We start from the raw sequence: 18,436 nt of genomic DNA on the forward strand, positions 1-18,436 counted from the left end.
TTGTTGGTCTTGCCAGCCGGTGGGAACTCGTAGTGTAGAGAGATGCATCACATCGGGATTGACGTGGCGCAAACCCGACCCGGTGGACAGCGGAGACATTTCGGGGGTGGCGATGTCCAAATATTCTTTACCGGAGAGCGCTCACCCTCGCCGCTCCCCGGCGTCCTGAGAACCTTGCGCCAGCCTCGTCCGCAGCGCCGCATCGAGCTCGTGGAGCAGGCAGTCCAGCCTGCTCGCGCCTGCCGTGCGCGCATGCATTTCGCCAAGGACGGCGCAGACCTCATAGGGAGCGGCATCGATGGCGCGCCTCAGCACGGCTGCACCGGGGCCGGGACTGCCATCGCCGGCCAGTTCCAGCGCCAGCGCGGCATAGGCCGCCGGACCCACGATGTGCTTCGTCTGCGCGACGTCCCTCAAAGGATGCGTATAGGCACTGGCGGCGGCAAGTCCAGCTGCGCGCGCGGCAGCGGCGGCAGCCGCCTCGCCCACCTCGTGCGCAGCCGCGTTGGCGTCCGTTGCCGCCCGGCGCAGCGCGGCCGTGCGCCTGCCGTCGGATGCGAACTGGCGGATGGCCTGGATGGCCATGCGTGGCCGCGGGTCGCCGGGCGCCCGGCTTTCGAAGATGGGCAGCACCGTTTCGGCGGCGTCCGCGGCCCAGGCCCCGATCGCCAAAAGCGAGCGCAGGGGCAGGCTGAAATGACGGTCGTCCCTTTCGGGGCCGGCCGTCATGCCGGTTGCACCGATCCGAGGGCGGCCTCGAGCAGGTCTCCGAAACCCTCGGGCACGGCGTGGGTGACGCGCAAGCGTGGGCAGCCGTGCCAGCGCGCGCACCGCTTCACGGCCGCGGCCACGTCGGCCGCCAGCCGCTCGCTCGGCCGCACACCCGGCTCCAGCACGATGCTGCGCAGCTCGAACTCGCCCGCCTTGCGGTGCGCCTTGGCGTCGACCCGGCCGACCAGGGCGCCGCGCCGCAGGATCGGCAGGGTGAAGTAGCCGTACTGGCGCTTTTCCGCCGGGGTATAGCATTCGAGGCGGTAATCGAAGCCGAACAGTTCGAGGGCGCGGCGGCGGTCCCAGACGATCGGGTCGAAAGGCGACAGCAGGGTCGTCAGGCTCGGCCGCAGCTCGCCGTCGGCGGCGCGCGCGGCCAGCTGCGCATGGTCGGGATGGATGTAGAGCGGCTCGTCCCATCCCTCGACGCGGGCGCGCAGCAGCAGGCCCGCGTCGGCCAGCGCGGCCGGGTCCGGATGGGGCCGGCGCGTGCGGTGGTAGTCCGGAATCCAGCCGGCTTTCGCCAGCCCGAGCGAGCGCACCGCCTGCAGCACGAAGGTGCGCCGCACCTCCTCCAGGGGCGGGGTCAGGCCGTCGTGCCAGCCCGGATGCACGCGCTCGGCCAGGTCATAGATGCGCTGGAAATTATGCCGCCGGGCGATCATCAGCTGGCCCGCCGTGAACAGCACCTCGAGGCTGCGCTTTTCCGGCTTCCACTCCCACCAGCCGCCGGCCTTGCCGCCGCTGCGCTCGAAATCGGAAGAGCGCACCGGCCCTTTTTCGCGCACGTGGGCCAGCAGGGACGCGACCTCGGCGGCGCGCTCGCGCATCCAGTTGCTGGAATACTTCCAGCCCATCGCTTCCGGGTCGAGCATGCGGTGGCGGTACAGCCCGTAGTGCTCGATCGGCAGGAAGCAGGCCTCGTGCGCCCAGTACTCGAACAGGGCGCCCTCGGCCAGCAGCTCGTCCAGCCAGGCCGGCTCGTAGTCGCCCAGCCGGCTCCACAGCACCAGGTAGGGACTGCGCGCCACGACGCTGATGGTGTCGATCTGCAACATGCCCATGCGGCGGATCGCCGCCAGCACGTCGGCCTTGGCGGCGCGCCGGCGCGGCGGGCCCAGCATCTCTTGGGCGGCCAGGTGCAGGGCCCGGGCGGCCGACTCCCTCAGTTTGATTTCGCTCATGACGATATTGTAATGACAAACCAATACTACTGTAAAAAAACACAGTCTTTTTCTGGGCGATACGGCAAGTCCGCGCTATAGTAAGCGCCGACCCCGACTTACTATTTTAACCATGCGGCTGCTCCATACCTCCGACTGGCACCTGGGCCAGACCCTGCACAACTTCGACCGGACCTACGAGCACGCCTGCTTCCTGGACTGGCTCGTGGAGACGCTCGCCGCCGAGGAAATCGACGTGCTCCTGATTGCCGGAGACATCTTCGACAACGCCAATCCCTCGGCCGCCGCCCACCGCCAGCTCTACCGTTTCCTGCAGCAGGCCAAGGCCAAGGTCCCACACCTGCAGGTGGTCGTCATTGCCGGCAACCACGATTCCCCGGGCCGCCTGGAAGCGCCGACGCCGCTGCTCGAAGCGCATGGAACGGTCGTGGTCGGCAACGTCGGCCGCACGCCGGACGGCGCCATCGACCTGGAACGCCTGCTGGTGCCGCTGCGCGACCGCGCCGGCAAGGTGGCGGCATGGTGCCTGGCGATTCCCTTCCTGCGCCCCGGCGACGTGCCGCGCGCCGTGCTCGAGGCCGAAGAAACCGCCCTCGATCCCTACCTGCACGGCACCACCCTGCTCTACCGGCAAGCCTTCGCGCTGGCGCAATCGCGCTGCACCGGCGCCGAAGCCATCGTGGCCATGGGGCATTGCCATATGGTGGACGGCCAGTCCTCGCAAGATTCCGAGCGCCGCATCGTGATCGGCGGCACCGAAGCCCTGCCCGCCACCATGTTCGATCCGCAGGTCGCCTACGTGGCCCTGGGCCACCTGCACCTGGCCCAAAAGGTCGGCGGGCACGAGCACCGGCGCTACTGCGGCAGCCCGCTGCCCCTGTCCTTCTCCGAGGTCGGCTACCAGCACCAGGTGCTGGTAGCCGACCTCGACGGGGCGCACGTCCAGGGCGTGACGCCGCTCTTCGTCCCGCGCGCCGTGCAGCTGCTGCGCGTGCCGGCCCAGCCTGCGCCGCTGGGCGAGGTCCTAGCCGCCCTGGAAGCGCTGGACGTGCCCGACGCACCCCATCACGCCCAACCCTACCTCGAAGTGCGCGTGCTGCTCGACGGCCCGGAGCCGGGCCTGCGCGCCCAGGTCGAGGCGGCGCTGGCCGGCAAGCCGGTGCGCCTGGCCAAGATCGAACCGACCCGCCGCCATGCCGGCGCCGAGCAGCCCGACCAGGCGCTCACCCTAGACCAGCTGGCCCAGCTGCAGCCGGACGACATCTTCCGCCGTTTGTGGGTCCAGCGCTACGGCGACGAAGCCCCGCCCGAACAGCTCGCCGCCTTCGCCGAGCTGGCCCATGCGCTGGGAGACCAGGCATGAGGATCCTGCGCATCGCCGGCAAGAACCTGGCCTCGCTCGCGGGCGAATTCCAGGTCGATTTCGAATCCGAACCGCTCGCGTCAAGCGGCCTGTTCGCCATCAGCGGCCCCACCGGCGCGGGCAAGAGCACCCTGCTCGACGCCCTCTGCCTGGCCCTGTACGACGCCACCCCGCGCCTGCTCAAGCGCGCCGGCAGCCAGCTGCCCGACGTGGGCGCCGATACGGTGTCGGCGCTCGACCCGCGCACCCTGCTGCGGCGCGGGGCGGCCGAGGCCTGGGCCGAAGTCGATTTCGCCGGCAACGACGACATCCGCTATCGCGCGCGCTGGAGCGTGCGGCGCGCCTACAGCAAGGCGAGCGGCGCCCTGCAGCCCTCGAAGATGACCTTGCACCGCCTGCCCGAGCTCGATCCACTGGGCGGCACCAAGACCGAGGTCGCGAACGAGATCGTGGCGCGCATCGGCCTGTCTTTCGAGCAGTTCACGCGCGCCGTGCTGCTGGCCCAGAACGAGTTCTCGGCTTTCCTCAAGACCGACGAGAACGAACGCGGCGAACTGCTGGAAACCCTGACCGGCACCACGATCTACACCAAGATCTCCAAGCGCGCCTTCGAGCGCTACCGCGCGGAGCAGGAACGAACGAAGATGCTCACCTCGCAGCTCGCGAACCAGGCGCCCTTGCCGCCGGACGAGCGCGAAAAGCTCGACGCCGAGCGCGCCACGGCCGAGCTGGCGCTGGAGGCGGCCGATGCGCGCCGCTCCGCCCTCGAACAGGAGCTGCGCTGGCACCAGGAAGCGGCCAAGCTCGCGGCCAGCGAAACCCAGGCCGCCGACGCCCTCGCACACGCCCAGGCCGCGCAGCACGAATCCGGCGAACGCCGCCGGCGCCTGGCCACCCTGGACGCCGTGCAGCCGGCGCGCCCCCTGGTGGCCGACATCGTGCGCCTGGAAGAAGAGCGCAAGGCGGCCGCCGAAGCGGGCGGCAAACTCGAATCCGCCCTGGCCGTCGCCGTCGAAGCGCGGCGCCAGGCCGTGCTCGATGTCGACGCCGCCCTCGCGGCCGTCGATGCTGCGGAAAACGCCCTGCGCACCGCGGCGCCCCAGCTGGACGCGGCCAAGGGCCTGGATGCCGCCATCGCCGCGCAGGCGCCTTCGCACGCCCAGGCCACGGCGGCTCTGGAGGCGGCGCGGCAGGAGGCGCGCCAGGCGCGCGCCGTGCACCAGGCCAAGTCGCTCGAACTCGACACCGCCCGCCGGCAACGCGACACGGCCGCCGGCTGGCTGTCCGCCCACGCGCGCCTGGAGCCGATGGCCGTCCAGTGGCCGCGCTGGGACAAGCTCCTGACCCAGGCCGGACAGCTGGTGACCGTCGATGCCGCCGCAAGCACGGCCCTGGCCACGGCCAGCCGGCAGGCGCAGGATGCCGCCCAGGCCGAACAGGCGGCGGGCCTCGCCCTGGCCGACGCGGCCGGCCGCCTCGAGGCCCAGGACGGGGCGCGCCGCGAGGCGATGGCGGCGCTGGAGGCGATCGACCCGCAGGCCATCGACGAGGAACGCCAGGCTTTGGAAGCGCGCCGCGAACGCCTCGCCGCCGCCGAAAAGGCCTGGACTGCCCTCGTTACCACGCGCCAGGAACTGCAGCACGCTAGTGGCGAGCTCGACCGCGTCGACACGGCCCGCGCCGGCGCCGCCCGCCTGCTCGAGGAAGCGCGCGCCGCCGCGCCTGCCCTGATGGCTGCCATGCAGCAGGCCGAAAAATCCCTGTCCGCGGCCGAACTCGCCTGCGCCGCCAATGTCGAGGAACTGCGCGCCACCCTCGAGGAAGACACGCCCTGCCCGGTCTGCGGCGCCCACGAACATCCCTACCACGACGACGGCCGCCAGGACGTGTTGCGCTCCATGCTGGCGAATCTGCGCCAGCAAGTCACGCAGTGCCGCAATCTGGTGCGCGACAACGAAGCGGCCCAGGCGGCGCAGGCCGCCACGCTGGCGGCAACCAGCGAAGGCCTGGCGTCCCTGCAGCGCGAACGCGCCGGCCTGGCGCGCCTGGTCGAGGAACTCGAGGCCGAGTGGAAGGCCGAACCGCTGGCAAGCGAAGCGCCGTCCGACCTCGAGCGCGCCGCCTGGTTCCTCGCGGCGCGCGATGGCGTGCGCGGTGCACTGACGGCTCTCGATGCGCGCGGCGCGTCGCTGCGCCGGGCCGCCCAGGCGCGCGACGCCGCCCAGGCCGCCTACGACCGCACCCAGGCCGAACACGCGCGCCTGCGCCAGGTGCTGGACGCCGCCCGCGAGGCCGGCGCCCGCCTGCAGTCCGAGTGGCGGGCGCGCACGGTGCAGCAGGAGGCGGCCGCCGCCCAGCTGGCCGCCGTGCTCGCCGAGCTCGATCCGGTGCTGTCCGACGCCATCGGCGACGCCTGGCAGGACGCCTGGCGCCGCGACACGGAGGCATGGCGCGGCACGCGCGCCATCGAGGCTGCGCAATGGCAGGAACAGACCGCCCTGCACGGCCGAGCCGCGGCCGCCGTCGCCACCCTGGAAGCCGAAGTGGCCGGCGCCCAGGAGCGTGTCGCCCAGGCCGACCGGCACGGGGCCGGCGTCGCCGCCGAGTTCAAGCGCATCGACGAGGAACTGGGCGCCCGGCGCGGCGAACGCGCCGCCCTGTGGCAGGGCCGGCCGGTTGCTGAAGTCGAGCAGGAGCTGGTGGCAAGCGTCGCTTCCGCGCGCAACGCCCTCAATGCGCGCCAGGCGACCATCAATGAAACCAACCAGCGTGAAGCCAGCGCCCGCACCGCGCTGGCCCAGCTGGGCGAGCAGATCGCGGCGCTCGACAATGCCGGCGCCCGCGCCGCCACCGCGCTGGGCGACTGGCTGGAGGACTACCGCCGCCAGAGCGAAGAAGCCGGCAGCGGCCTCGACCCCGTCGACAATGCCGCCGAACTCGGCCGCCTGCTGGCGGTCGGCAGCACCTGGCTGGCGCAGGAACGCGCGGCATTGGCGGCGCTCGAGTCGACGGTAGCCAGCGCCACGACCGTGCTGGCCGAACGCCGCGCTCAGCGCGCCCTGCATGCCGAGGGCCGGCCCGAAAGCGGCCTGTCGGCGGAGGCGGTCGCCGCCGCCGCCGATGCCTTGACGAGCGAACGCCGCGAAGCCCACGACCGCGCCACCGAGCTGCGCATGCGCGCGGCCCAGGACGACACGCGCCGGGTGCAGGCCCAGGCCGTCGTGGCCGAGATCGAGCGCCAGCAGGCCGAGGAACGGCGCTGGGGCAAGCTGTCCGAGCTGATCGGCTCCCACGACGGCAAGCGCTTCCGCAACTACGCCCAGCAATTCACGCTCGACGTGCTGCTCGGCTACGCCAACGCCCACCTGGCCCAGCTGGCGCGGCGCTACCGCCTGGAGCGCGTCTCCCATGGCGGCGCGCCTTCGCTGGCCCTGATGGTCCGCGACCAGGACATGGGCGGCGAAGTCCGCTCCGTGAACTCCCTGTCGGGCGGCGAATCCTTCCTGGTCTCGCTGGCCCTGGCGCTGGGCCTGGCCTCGCTGTCCTCGAACCGGGTGCGGGTCGAATCGCTGTTCATCGACGAAGGCTTCGGCTCGCTCGACAGCGAGACCCTGGGCGTGGCCATGGATGCGCTCGATGCCCTGCAGTCGATGGGGCGCAAGGTCGGTGTCATCTCCCACGTGCAGGAAATGACGGAACGCATCGCCACCAAGGTGCTGGTGCGCCCGGGCGGTGGCGGCAGCAGCAGCGTCGTGGTGGAATGAGCCGGACCCTATACTCGATCACAGGAGACCTGCCATGCGTCTTCGTCCTCCCGCGCCGCGCCATGTGACGCCGCCCGCCACGACGCGGCGTGCAGGCAGGGTTTGCTTCATCGTCTTCGGCCTTGCCATGCTTTGCTCTAATCGGTCTGGTGGCCGACGTGCGTACAGCGTCCGGCGTTCCACTCGTGATCCACAATATCGGCGCCGGCACGCGCATGGAAGACCGCCTGTTCGCCTATGCGATCACAGGCCACTATCGCTATCCTGCAGCGCGGCAGGACAACAGTCGCTGACCGCCCGTGCGCCGGCGCGACGAACTTCGAGCCGGGTGCGTGGTGCTGCCCGGCACAGCCTAGTACAATGCGCCCTTTGCACGCTACCGCTCAACCACCATGAAACCCGCCCGCATCCTCACCTTCAAGTGCGCCAAGTGCACCAAACCCGTCAAGGTCTTCCTGCAGAAGGTCTCGGCCTGCTCGCACATCCAGCCCTACCAGGGCATCTGCGACTGCGGCGAGATCAAGCGCCACGCCACCGGCAACCCGGACGCCGTCAAGTCCTACCTCGAATCGACCGACGGCAACTGGCACCACCACCACTGACAAGCCCTTGATGAACCAGATTACGTGGCAGGAAGACGGCGCCGACCGCAGCGCCCAATGGCGTTCGGAAAGCGGCTGGCCGGCGCCGAAGAAGGTCGTCGTCGCCGACGACACCATGAACGCCGACGCGGCCTACCGCCTGGCGCTGGACGGCACTGCCCTGCTGTGGCGCGGCGACTTCCAGAACGCGCGCCAGCTCTTGAATGCGCTGGTGCGCCGGGTCGACCACAAGAGCGAGCGCAAGGGCCGGGCCAAATCCGGCAGGACGGACCAGGCCACGCCCACCGAGCTGTTCCACCGCCACCGCCTCCAGCAGCTGCAGCGCGCCCGTACCCTGGCCATGCTCCTGATCCCCTTCGAGGCCGGCCATGTGATTCCGCTGCGCCGCGCGCCCGACGTCCTTGATGCCTGCACGGAGGCCTACGGCCCCGCCACGGAACCCTATGTCGCCTCGCTGCGCGAACTGCTGGGCGTGATCGGCGCCCACGAGTGGCGCCGCAAGGGCGTCCACATTCCCGCCCTCGACGAGCGCATCCACCCCTGGTACGGCGTGTTCTCGCCGGTGCGCGGCGAGTACGTGGAACTGGTGGCGCAGGCGCCGCTGCAACACGGCGCCGGGCTGGCCTTCGACATCGGCGCCGGCACCGGCGTGCTGTCGGCCGTGCTGGCGCGCCGCGGCATCGCCCGCGTGGTGGCCACCGACATGGATGCCCGCGCCCTGGGCTGCGCACGCGAGAACATCGCGCGCCTCGGACTGAACGCGGCGGTCGAGGTGGTCCAGGCCGACCTCTTTCCCGAAGGCCGCGCGCCGCTGGTGGTCTGCAATCCGCCCTGGCTGCCGGGCAAGCCCAGCTCGGCCATCGAATACGCGATCTACGACCCCGACAGCCGCATGCTCAAGGGCTTCCTCGGCGGGTTGAAAGACCACCTGGAACCCGGTGGCGAAGGCTGGCTGATCCTGTCCGACCTGGCCGAGCACCTGGGCCTGCGCCCGCGCGAGCAACTGCTCGGCTGGATCGCGGATGCCGGGCTCGACGTGGTCGCGCGCCACGATATCCGCCCCACCCACGGCAAGGCCAGCGATCCGGACGACCCGCTGCATGCGGCACGCTCGCGCGAAGTCACCTCGCTGTGGCGCCTGCGCGTCGCCGCCTTGCGCTGACGCAAGCATGGCATGTCCAGAAAATATGCCGATTGCGTTGAGGCCCGGGACGCGCTATAATCTTTTTCTCAGACGCGGGGTGGAGCAGTCTGGCAGCTCGTCGGGCTCATAACCCGAAGGTCACAGGTTCAAATCCTGTCCCCGCAACCAAATACCGTACAGAAGCCCGACTCTTGCAGCCGGGCTTTTGTTTTCTACGGCGGCAAAAGTGGTGCTGATGATTGCACTGCAAGAGCCGGCAGTAAGAGCTTCGCAGTAAGAGCTTATGAGAGACAAGAAAGACAACGCAACGATCGACCTGCCGGGCTTTGAACCGGCCGCTCCTCCCGTTCCCGTTGTCGAAGCAAAGCGCGCCGCTCCACGGGCCCGCCGCGTCTCCCTGAAGCAGGAACAGCTGGAATTGCTCGATGAAACCGACACCACCGGCCTGCCGGTCTGGCGCCGCGACGACAACCTAGACCTGACCGGCCTGCCGGTCTGGGCGCCGGCCTCGACGTAGTCCGGCCTTTTGGCTCGACTACCATGCACACCCAAGCACCTTTCACCTCGCTGCCGCTGGCGCCGCGCTTCCTCGCCAACCTCGCCACGCTGGGCTACCACGCGATGACGCCGATCCAGGCCGAGAGCCTGCCGGCCGTGCTCGAAGGACGCGACCTGATCGCCCAGGCCAAGACCGGCAGCGGCAAGACCGCCGCCTTCGGCATCGGCATCCTGCACAAGCTCAATCCGGCCTGGTTCGCCGTGCAGGGCCTGGTGCTGTGCCCGACCCGCGAGCTGGCCGACCAGGTCGCCGGCGAATTGCGCCGCCTGGCGCGCGGGGTCGGCAACGTCAAGATCCTCACGCTCACCGGCGGCGTCGCCATGCGCCCGCAGATCGCCTCGCTCGAGCACGGCGCCCACATCGTGGTCGGCACCCCGGGCCGCATCCGCGACCACCTCGGCCGCAACACCCTCGACCTCTCGAAGGTCCAGACCCTGGTGCTGGACGAGGCCGACCGCATGACCGACATGGGTTTCTACGACGAGATCGCCGGCATCGTCAGCGCCTGCCCGGAACGCCGCCAGACCCTGCTGTTCTCTGCCACCTATCCGGACGACATCCGCTTCGCCACTGCCGGCTTCCTGCGCGACCCGCTCGAAGTGGCGGTCGAGAGCCAGCACAGCGCGGAGAAGATCGAACAGCGCTTCTACGAAATCGGCTTCGAAGGCCGCGACGAAGCGGTGGCCCGCCTGCTCAAGCACTACCAGCCGGTCTCCACCCTCGCCTTCTGCAATACCAAGGCGCACTGCCGCGAACTGGCCGACCACCTGCGCGAGCAGGGCTTCTCGGCGCTCGCCCTGTACGGCGAACTCGAGCAATGGGAGCGCGACGAGATCCTGGTGCTGTTCGCCAACCGCAGCTGCTCGGTGCTGGTTGCCACCGACGTCGCCGCGCGCGGCCTCGACATCGCCAACCTCGACACCGTCGTCAATGCCGACGTCTCGAAGGATCCGGAAGTGCACGTGCACCGCATCGGCCGCACCGGCCGCGGCGGGGAATCGGGCCTGGCGCTCACCCTGTGCGCGCCGAACGAAAAGAAGTGGGTGCGCCTGATCGAGGAATACCAGGACATGCCGGCCACCTGGCACCCGCTCGACGACCTGGGCGAGCACCAGGAAACCGGCGCGCCCGCGCCCATGCTGACCCTGCACATTGCGGGCGGCAAGAAGGCCAAGCTGCGCCCAGGCGACATCCTCGGTGCCCTGACCGGCGACGCCGGCCTTACCAAGGAGCAGGTCGGCAAGATCAATGTCGGCGAGTTCGCCAGCTATGTGGCGCTCGACCGCCACGTGGCCCACGCGGCCGTGGCGCGCCTGTCCGACCGCAATGCGCCCGGTCCGGAATTCGGCGCCATCAAGGGCCGCTACTTCAAGATGCGCTTCCTCGAAGTCTGAGCCTGCAAGACGTTGCTGTTAGCAAATATGTAAGTGATTTGTAACAGCTGCGCACGGTTGGCTCAGCAGCGCCACCGTCCGGGCAAATCTGGCATTATTTGTCAAAATACAAATACCGGCCGGGGCAGCGGGCTTTAGCCCGTCACGGCACGGCGCACATGCCATGATGACGAGCACACCCGTAACCCAGCAGCAGCAAACCGACGGCCGGACCGTGCGCGAGGTGGTCGAATGCAACCAGGAACTCGTCAACGAGGTCTGGTGCCGGCGGATTTTCCGCCAGGTCCTGCAGTCGCTCGAACTGCAGTACGCGATGCAGATGCCGCATCGCCCCATCGATCCCGATACCGTGCTGGTGCTCGATTCCGGCGATCCGATCCTGCTTCCCTCGCCCGAATCCGACGCGCCCTGGTCCGAAGCAGGCGACCTGCACGACCTGGCCGCCGTCGTCCATTACGCGATCACGATGGAAATGCCGCCCCGCTCGCCCCTGCACGGCCGCGCGCCGGGTGACTACAGCGACACCTTCCTGACCGCCGTCGACCGCTGCCTGTCGCCCGATCCGGCGGCGCGTCCGCGCACCATCGAGGAACTGCGCAACCTGCTCGGCATCGTGCCGCTCGGTCCCGCACTGCCGGCGCAGCCGGCCCCGGTTGCGGCCCCGCCCGTGCAGGAAGCGCCACCCTCTTTCCTGGCCGAATCGTCCGCCGCGCTCGACAAGGGCCGCCTGCGGCGCTGGCTGATGCTGGGAGCGGCGGCCACCGTGCTGCTGTGCGCGGCCGGCGCCCTGATCGCGCTGCTGCACCAGGCCGATTCGCGCGATGCTCTCACGCTGTCGTTGCCGGAGGAGCCCCTGCCCCAGGCCCCGGCCGCGCAGGCGCTGCCTGCCCAGGCCGAAGTGACCGGCGACGGCGCCGGGCTGCCGCTGCTGGCGGAACAGCCCCAGGCGGACCCGCTCGCGGCCGTCCTTCCGCCGGCCGCCGCTCCGGCCACGACGCCCCATGGCGCTGCGCAGCCCGCCACGCCCGCCGCCGGCGCCAGCTACAAGCTCGTCATCAAACCCTGGGGGATGGTGCAGGTCAACGGCGTCAACTATGGCGCCAGTCCGCCGCTCAAGCGCCTCAACCTGGCGCCAGGCGAGCACACGATCCGCATCACCAACCCCAGCTTCCCCGAACACACGGTCACGGTCAACGCCGCCAAGGGCGGGTCCTCGACCATCGAACTGGACTTTAGCGAGGAGGCCACCGAGTGAAGCCACGCTTCAAGACACCCTGCCTGCGTGCGGGCGCCCTCGCCTCCGTGCTGCTGCTGGGCGGCTGCGCCCAGCTGAATGCCGGCCTGGATTCGGTATTCGGCCCGAAGGAAACCTCGCGCCCGCGCCCTCATCCGCGCGCCGAGGACGTGCAGCGCTCCCGCGCCGAACGCCCCGAGCGCCCGGCGCCACGGCCGGAGCGGCCGGCTGCGGACCGCGACGACATCGCCCTGCGCGAAGGCATCGCCCTGTACCATGAGGGGGAGTTCAATGCCGCCATCAAGCGGCTGACGTCGAACGACATGAACGGCGGTTCGCTGCGCAACCGCGTCACCGCGCTGAAGTACACGGCGTTCAGCTATTGCGTAACGGGCCGGCCCGTCCCCTGTCGCCAGGCATTCGAGCGCGCCCGGCGGCTCGACCCGAATTTCGACCTGGCGCCGGGCGAGCACGGCCACCCGCAATGGGGCCCCGTGTTCGCCAAGGTCAAGGGCGGCGCGCGTTAGAACTTGATGTTGATGCTGGCCGGATAGGTCGGTGCGCGACGACGCTTCGAAGCCTGCTCGTAGGCGTAGGCCATGCCGATCAGGCTGGCTTCGCTCCAGGCGCCGCCGACAAACGAGATGCCCACCGGAAGCCCGCGCGTAAAGCCGGCCGGCACCGTGATGTGCGGATAGCCCGCCACCGCCGCCGGGGTCGAGAAGCTGCCGCCGTAATGGTCGCCGTTGATGTAGTCGGTCAGCCAGGCAGGGCCGCCGGTCGGGGCCACCAGCGCATCCAGCTTGTGTTCCTTCATCACCTGGTCGATGCCCTCTTCACGCGAATAGCGCAGGTCGTTCGCCAGCGCCTCCCTGTATTCTTGCGCGTCCAGCCCCGGCTTGGCCGCGGCCGCCACCAGGTGCTCCTGCTTAAAGTAAGGCATCTCCCTGGCCGCGTTCTTTTCGTTGAAGGCGATCACGTCGGCCATGGTCTTGATCGGCGCATGCGGCGCGTAGTTCTTCAGGTAGGACGCCAGGCCCGGCGCGAATTCGTAGAGCAGCACCTGCAGCTCGCTGTCGCCGTATTTGTCGGTATTCGGCACCTTGACGTCGACCAGCACGGCGCCTTGCGCACGCAGGATGTCGAGTTCCTTTTCGATGATCGCGTCGACCGCGTCGTTCGCGCCGAAGAAGTTGCGCGCCACACCGATGCGCTTGCCCTTCAGGCCGTCGGTGCGCAGCGCCGCCGCGTAGTCCTTGAGATGGCTGCCGCTGTCGGCGGTGGCCGCGTCGTCCTTGTCCGGGCCCGCCATCGCGGCCAGCATCAGGGCTGCGTCGGCGACGCTGCGGGTCATCGGTCCGGCCGTGTCCTGGGAGTGGGCGATCGGGATGATGCCGCTGCGGCTCAGCAGGCCCAGGGTCGGCTTGATGCCGACGATGCCGCAGGACGACGATGGCGAGACGATCGAGCCGTCGGTCTCGGTGCCCACCGTCAGGGTGGCCAGGGCCGCGGCGGCCGCCGCGCCCGATCCCGAGCTGGAGCCGCTGGTATTGCGGTCGAGCGCGTAGGGATTCTTCGTTTGCCCGCCACGGCCGCTCCAGCCGCTGACCGACTTGGTCGAGCGCATGTTGGCCCACTCGGACAGGTTGGTCTTGCCGATGATGACGGCGCCGGCCTGGCGCAGCAGGGTCACGATGTGGGCGTCGCGGGTGGCGCGCACGCCGTTCAGGGCCAGCGAGCCGGCGCTGGTGCTCATCTTGTCGGCGGTGGCGATATTGTCCTTCAGCAGGACCGGAATCCCGTGCAGGGGACCGCGCACCTTGCCGGCGGCGCGTTCGCGGTCCATCTCGGCCGCGATGGCGTGCGCGTCCGGATTGGTCTCGATCACCGAGTTGAGATGCGGGCCGGCCTTGTCGACGGCCGCGATGCGGGCCAGGTATTGCTTGACGAGGTTGCTGGAAGTCAGTTTGCCGGACGCCATCTGGGCCTGCTGCTCGCGCACGCCGGCATCCAGGATTCCGGGCCCTGCACTGCCGGCCGCGCTTGCCATACCGGCCGCGCCGGCCGCGCCTGCCGCGATCCCTGCGCTTAATCCGAGCTGAACGAACTCCCTGCGTTTCATACAAGCCTCCATGTCAAATAATGCATGAGCATAACAGTAAAGTTACTCATATGACACGTTTGGCTAGTTATGGCGCGCAAGTCCTCCCTGGGCACCGCGCCGGCCTACGGACGCCAGCAATCCGGGACGCGGCTGCGCGGCCGGGGCAGGCGCCGGCGCCGTTTCTGACCCGGCGTGATTGCACGATGGCGCCCCGGCTCCCTGCACAGGTGTTCTCCTGTAGCGGCAGAACATGCATACTTGAGGATTGGGCATGATTTCTCCTTTCGGGAACAGGATCGAGAGGAGTTCCGCTGCCCTGCTGGTCGAAGACCTGATACCATGTACAAAGCGGAACACGATTCCGCATTATAAACGGAACTTCGTTCCGTTTAATAGCTATTTTTTATGCATACGACACCACAAGAAGAAGGCGTGGCCGAGACCACGTCGGCGCGCGGCAAGCGCGCCGACGCCCAGCGCAACCTGGACCGGCTGCTGGAAGCGGCAATGGACGTGTTCGCCAAGTCGGGCGTGGACGCGCCGGTGCGCGAGATCGCGGAACGGGCCGGTGTCGGCGTCGGCACCTTCTACCGCCACTTCCCCCAGCGGGCCGACCTGATCATCGCGGTCATGAAGTCGCAGATCGACGCCTGCGCCGACGCGGCCCCGCTTCTCGCCGCCGAACACGATGCTGGCGAAGCCCTGGCGCGCTGGATGCAGCGCTACGTCGACTTCATCGTCACCAAGCGCGGCCTCTCCGGCGCGCTGCAGTCCGACAGCGCCGCCTATGCCGCCCTGCCCGACTATTTCTACAGCCGCCTGCGCCCGGCCTTGACCGGATTGCTGCAGGCCGCCGTCGCACAGGACGTGATCCGCCCCGGCTACGAGGCGGACGAGCTGCTCCGTGCGGTGGCGACGCTGTGCAAGGCCAATCCCGAGGAGGACACGGCCGCGACGCGCCGGATGGTCGGATTGCTGGTGGACGGCCTGCGCTGCCGGCCCGGCGCCTGAGGGCGCCAAACAAGCAAGCGAAAAAAAAGGCTGTGTTCGCGTTAACTATGCTTTCGCAGTTGCCTCTACTTACCTTGTCGTACCGCAGTAGATAACCACTGAGCTGGTGTATGCAACATTTGCGCGTCCAGTAAGCGCTGCCATCCCGAGTAGTTCGCCAGGTAGCGGCTGGCCACACCCTTGAACCGAGTGAGCCAACCCTTCAAGCGGCTGTGCCAGCCATTGACGTTCTGGATGTGGATCGCGCCGCGTGCGCGCCGGCCCGCCCTGACATTGACGGGCTCATGCGTGATCCCGGCGTCGGCGGCAAACCGGGCATACGCAGCCGCGCCATCGCTGATGAGCAGCGCGTCGCCGGGCAGCACTGGCTGCAGGCAGGCGCGTAGCTGCGCCGCGGTCACGGGACCACGTCCCGTATGAAAGTCCAGCGTGGCGCCACTGCGGTCGCGCGCTACCAGCAGGCAATCATGCTCGCGGTTGATGCCACGTCGCTGGGCAGCGCCGCCGCGCTGTCGCGGCGGCCGCGTCAAGTTGCGCGATCCCTTCTGCGATTCCAGCCGGTAGGTTTCATCGGCCTCGACGATCGCCGACAGGGTGGCCGGCCGGTGGCGCGCGGCGCCCGGCGCGAAGCGGTGGCGCCACCGGAAGCTGGTGGTGCGGTGCACGCCGGTGGCGAGCGCCGCGTCGCGCACGGTGCGCGATTCCAGCAAGCATTGAATATAGGGCAGCCAGCACGCGCGCTTGCGCAGCCGGGCCAGCGGCGTGCCGGTCAGTGCATTGAAGGAACGGCGGCAGCACAGGCAGCGAAACCGCTGCAGGCCGCTGGCGAAGCCGGACCGGTGCAGGCGCGCGCAGGCGCAATGGGGACATGGCCGGCCTGCCGCGGCCGCTTCGATGGGCACCAGGCACTCGGCTGGGTCGCGGATGCTGTCGATCCACGCGCGCAGCCGGGCCAGATCGGTGCTGGACAATGGCGCCGCGGACAAGAATGCGAACAATTCGTCAAAGCTCAGGCCTTGCATCGTCACTCCAGATGAGTTAACTCAACGATGCGTAAGACTTCGACAACACGATTTGGTTCACCCAACGACCGCGAACACAGCCAAAAAAAACGCTGCCGAGGCAGCGCTTTCTTCATCAAGCGGGGTCTGCTTAGTTGCGGACGACGCGCTTGTATTCGTTGGTGCGGGTGTCGATCTCGATGGTGTCATCGGTGCTGACGAACAGCGGCACCATCACGATGTGCTGCTTGGCTTCGATGGCGTTCTCGATCTTGGCTTCCTTCAGGACGTTGCCCGAGGTGTTGCCCTTGACGGCCGGCTCCGAGTACACGACCAGGCGTGCGATGGTGGTCGGCAGTTCGACCGAGATCGCCTTGCCGTCGTAGAACACGGCTTCGCATTCCATACCGTCTTTCAGGTAGTTGATGGCGTCGCCCATGTTCTCTTCTTCGATTTCGTACTGGTTGTACTCTTCGTCCATGAAGACGTACAGCGGGTCGGCGAAGTACGAGTAGGTCACCGGCTTCTTGTCCAGCACGACGACGTCGAACTTGTCGTCGCCGCGGAACACGTTTTCCAGCGGAGCGTTGGTCAGAAGATTCTTCATCTTCCACTTGTAGGTGAAGCCCGTGCGGCTCGAACCGTTCACGTCGGAACGCAGCACGATGAACGGCTTGTCTTCGACCATAATGATGTTGCCAACACGGATTTCTTTAGCGAATTTCATAGTTGTGTGCTTAAAAAGTAAGTTGCATTAAATCAGCGGTGGCCAGTGAGCGAAGAAGCCTGTGCAGCCTACGTCTGATCGTTTGTGATTCGTTACAGACTAACCGCGCATTATACCGGATTTTGCTGCGTAGACCCTAGCTCGCGGGCGAATTCGAGCAGCTTCGTCGTCAAATCGCCATGCGCCAGCACCTCGCGGCGCCATTCTTCTGCACGATTGGCAATGCGCGGCAGCGATGCTTGCAGGTCTTGCCACGCTTGCGGCCAGGATCCGATCTCGCACGCTCCGTTCCAGCGCAGCGAAAAAGTAGCCAGTTCGTCCAGCCCGGCTGCGTAGCGGCCGAGGAAGGCGCGCAGCTTCTTGTGGTGCAGATCCTCGTCCTGGGGATAGATGTGCCAGACAAACGGCCGGCCGGCCCATTGCGCGCGCACGAAGGAATCCTCGCCGCGCACGAAGTTCAGGTCGCAGGCCCACAGCAGGCGGTCGTAGTCCGGCTGCGGCACGAAGGGCAGCACGCGCAGCGTCAGGGCGCCCCGCGTGGCGAAGGCGCCAGCCACGGCCGGGACGCCTCCGAGAAAGTCCTGGACCGCCTCGCGCGCCACGCCTTCCGGCACCAGGCAGGTGACAGGCCTGCCGCCATCGGCCCAGGCCGCCAGTTGCTCCGCCACCGGTGCGTGCGGGTAGCAGAACAGCGAGACCTTGAGGCTGTCCATCTCGGCTTCACTCACGCCGAACGGCGCGAGGAAGCGGGCGATGCCGGCACGGTCGGCCTGGAAGGCCAGGCGCGCTTCGTCGAGGCCGGCCTCGTGCAGCAGGCCGCCGGTCTTGTCGGTGAAGCCCGGGAAGAAGAAGTGCTTGGTCAGCTTCAGGCGCGGATGCATCGAGGGCAGGCGGTGGCAGCCTTCGACCCAGTCTTCCGCGCTCAAGCCCTCGAGGTTGAACCAGACCGGGCGCGGCCGGCGCCCGGCCATCGCCGCGACGTAGCCGGGCGGGATGTCGACGGCGAAGAATTCGATGACGATGTCGGCCACCTCGTCCGCGGCGAAGCTGCCTTCCTGGTCCACCCAGTGGCGCACGCGTACCCCCTCGACGTCCTGCTCGCCGGCGGCCACGTCCACCTGCGGGCAGATGCGGCGGAAGCTCGCCAGGTCGTCGACCCAGAGCGTCACGTGCACGCCGTGTTCGCGCCACAGCTGGCGCGCCAGGCGCCAGCAGATGCCGATGTCGCCATAGTTGTCGACGACCTTGCAGAAAAGGGCCAGGGTGGTGGAAGCGCGCGGGGTGGCAGGCAGGTTCATGCGGGAGGGCTGCGGAAGGAAGGGCGCCATTCTAAGCGATTTCATGCGCACGCGCTCGGGCACGTATCGTTGAAATCGCCACGCGAAATCGCTCGTTTGCAAGCCTTGAAAGCAGCATGTCTGCGCCATCGCAAGCGATTGCGCGTCACAGGAAATGCGCCCCATCGAGCCCAAAACTTCGCCGCGCGCCCCTAGTCCAACGCCTACCTGCAGGGAGCCCGGCCGAGCAAACCCGGCCCCTGCCCTCCGTTCGCGTACCGACCTTACCCGGTATGCGGAT

At 68.6% G+C, this 18,436-nt stretch carries 16 protein-coding genes and 1 tRNA gene; 11 read left to right on the forward strand and 6 right to left on the reverse strand.

Annotated elements, in window-relative coordinates:
- Window positions 1–141: 141 nt before the first annotated feature.
- Window positions 142–729, reverse strand: a complete 588-nt coding sequence (locus ACQ7JA_RS05830) for a putative immunity protein (RefSeq protein ID WP_430895507.1) — start codon at window positions 727–729, stop codon at window positions 142–144.
- On the reverse strand, window positions 726–1,955 hold the full coding sequence (locus ACQ7JA_RS05835; protein ID WP_430895509.1) for a winged helix-turn-helix domain-containing protein: 1,230 nt from the start codon (window positions 1,953–1,955) through the stop codon (window positions 726–728). The genes ACQ7JA_RS05830 and ACQ7JA_RS05835 overlap by 4 nt, the downstream gene beginning before the upstream one ends.
- Before the next feature lie 112 nt (window positions 1,956–2,067).
- Here ACQ7JA_RS05835 and ACQ7JA_RS05840 point away from each other — a divergent pair, with 112 nt between their 5' ends.
- From ACQ7JA_RS05840 to ACQ7JA_RS05885, 10 genes are all read left to right on the forward strand, one after another.
- Window positions 2,068–3,318, forward strand: a complete 1,251-nt coding sequence (locus tag ACQ7JA_RS05840; RefSeq protein WP_430895511.1) for an exonuclease SbcCD subunit D C-terminal domain-containing protein — start codon at window positions 2,068–2,070, stop codon at window positions 3,316–3,318.
- Window positions 3,315–7,082 (forward strand): AAA family ATPase, encoded by a 3,768-nt coding sequence (locus ACQ7JA_RS05845; RefSeq protein WP_430895513.1) that lies wholly within the window; start codon window positions 3,315–3,317, stop codon window positions 7,080–7,082. Before ACQ7JA_RS05840 ends, ACQ7JA_RS05845 begins: the two co-directional genes overlap by 4 nt.
- Before the next feature lie 149 nt (window positions 7,083–7,231).
- Window positions 7,232–7,375, forward strand: coding sequence for a DUF1287 domain-containing protein (locus ACQ7JA_RS05850; RefSeq protein WP_430896104.1), 144 nt, complete (start codon window positions 7,232–7,234; stop codon window positions 7,373–7,375).
- Between the two features lie 99 nt (window positions 7,376–7,474).
- Entirely contained in the window at window positions 7,475–7,684 is a 210-nt protein-coding gene (locus ACQ7JA_RS05855; protein WP_430895515.1) for a hypothetical protein, read from the forward strand.
- Between the two features lie 10 nt (window positions 7,685–7,694).
- Window positions 7,695–8,846, forward strand: a complete 1,152-nt coding sequence (locus ACQ7JA_RS05860; RefSeq protein ID WP_430895517.1) for a methyltransferase — start codon at window positions 7,695–7,697, stop codon at window positions 8,844–8,846.
- A 73-nt stretch (window positions 8,847–8,919) separates the two neighbouring features.
- A tRNA-Met gene (locus ACQ7JA_RS05865) sits at window positions 8,920–8,996 on the forward strand.
- A 115-nt stretch (window positions 8,997–9,111) separates the two neighbouring features.
- A complete protein-coding gene (locus tag ACQ7JA_RS05870) occupies window positions 9,112–9,345 on the forward strand; it encodes a hypothetical protein (protein ID WP_430895519.1) in 234 nt (77 codons plus the stop codon).
- 23 nt (window positions 9,346–9,368) lie between these two features.
- Window positions 9,369–10,781: an ATP-dependent RNA helicase DbpA gene (gene dbpA, locus ACQ7JA_RS05875; protein ID WP_430895521.1), complete on the forward strand. Its 1,413-nt coding sequence runs from the start codon at window positions 9,369–9,371 to the stop codon at window positions 10,779–10,781.
- A 163-nt stretch (window positions 10,782–10,944) separates the two neighbouring features.
- Window positions 10,945–12,036, forward strand: coding sequence for a hypothetical protein (locus tag ACQ7JA_RS05880; RefSeq protein WP_430895523.1), 1,092 nt, complete (start codon window positions 10,945–10,947; stop codon window positions 12,034–12,036).
- The gene (locus ACQ7JA_RS05885) at window positions 12,033–12,542 is read left to right on the forward strand and encodes a TssQ family T6SS-associated lipoprotein (RefSeq protein WP_430895524.1); all 510 of its coding nucleotides are present in this window, start codon (window positions 12,033–12,035) and stop codon (window positions 12,540–12,542) included. The genes ACQ7JA_RS05880 and ACQ7JA_RS05885 overlap by 4 nt, the downstream gene beginning before the upstream one ends.
- Here ACQ7JA_RS05885 and ACQ7JA_RS05890 read toward each other — a convergent pair.
- Window positions 12,539–14,137 carry an amidase gene (locus ACQ7JA_RS05890; protein ID WP_430895526.1) on the reverse strand — a complete coding sequence of 533 codons (1,599 nt, stop codon included), beginning with the start codon at window positions 14,135–14,137 and terminating at the stop codon, window positions 12,539–12,541. The genes ACQ7JA_RS05885 and ACQ7JA_RS05890 overlap by 4 nt on opposite strands.
- A 387-nt stretch (window positions 14,138–14,524) precedes the next feature.
- Here ACQ7JA_RS05890 and ACQ7JA_RS05895 point away from each other — a divergent pair, with 387 nt between their 5' ends.
- The gene (locus tag ACQ7JA_RS05895) at window positions 14,525–15,130 is read left to right on the forward strand and encodes a TetR/AcrR family transcriptional regulator (RefSeq protein WP_430895528.1); all 606 of its coding nucleotides are present in this window, start codon (window positions 14,525–14,527) and stop codon (window positions 15,128–15,130) included.
- 65 nt (window positions 15,131–15,195) lie between these two features.
- On the opposite strand, the gene ACQ7JA_RS05900 is transcribed toward ACQ7JA_RS05895, so the two are convergent.
- The 3 genes from ACQ7JA_RS05900 to earP all read right to left on the reverse strand — a co-directional run bounded on the left by ACQ7JA_RS05900 (window position 15,196) and on the right by earP (window position 18,156).
- Window positions 15,196–16,101 carry an IS1595 family transposase gene (locus ACQ7JA_RS05900; protein WP_430895530.1) on the reverse strand — a complete coding sequence of 302 codons (906 nt, stop codon included), beginning with the start codon at window positions 16,099–16,101 and terminating at the stop codon, window positions 15,196–15,198.
- Window positions 16,102–16,282: 181 nt separating this feature from the next.
- Window positions 16,283–16,858, reverse strand: a complete 576-nt coding sequence (locus ACQ7JA_RS05905) for an elongation factor P (RefSeq protein ID WP_159697749.1) — start codon at window positions 16,856–16,858, stop codon at window positions 16,283–16,285.
- 110 nt (window positions 16,859–16,968) lie between these two features.
- Window positions 16,969–18,156, reverse strand: a complete 1,188-nt coding sequence (gene earP / locus ACQ7JA_RS05910; protein WP_430896106.1) for an elongation factor P maturation arginine rhamnosyltransferase EarP — start codon at window positions 18,154–18,156, stop codon at window positions 16,969–16,971.
- Between the last annotated feature and the right edge of the window lie 280 nt (window positions 18,157–18,436).

This window comes from Massilia sp. BKSP1R2A-1, from assembly GCF_050586525.1.
Taxonomy (GTDB): Bacteria; Pseudomonadota; Gammaproteobacteria; order Burkholderiales; family Burkholderiaceae_D; genus Telluria.